The sequence below is a fragment of the Streptococcus suis genome (genome assembly GCF_002960445.1).
GTDB classification, from domain to species: domain Bacteria; phylum Bacillota; class Bacilli; order Lactobacillales; family Streptococcaceae; genus Streptococcus; species Streptococcus hyiners.
Genome location: NZ_POJD01000108.1, coordinates 1 through 275 on the forward strand (window position 1 = coordinate 1; position 275 = coordinate 275).

The 275-nt window shown below is 38.5% G+C and carries 1 pseudogene; it reads right to left on the reverse strand.

The window, feature by feature from the left end:
* Positions 1–78: 78 nt before the first annotated feature.
* Positions 79–275, reverse strand: a pseudogene (locus C1G53_RS02495) (glycosyl transferase); the annotation flags it as partial.

Genomic DNA, 275 nt, shown 5'->3' on the forward strand with positions numbered 1-275 from the left:
AAGTCTGTTCTTGGATAGAGCGAATTTGCTCAGCTAAGAACTGTTGACCATTGTAGGTCGACATGAGTATATTTACTTTCATTGTAAAAATAATTCCTCGTACTCTTGGACGATTTTTTCCCAGGTGTATTCATCCTTCATGTGTTTTTTCGCAATTTCTCCTAATTCCATCGCTTCAGCATTCTCATCAATTTGGTTAATTAATTGACTCAGGCTACCTGACTCCTTACTCCAATACCGAGCACCTTCTAGGGCAACTTTGCGGTTAAAATCAA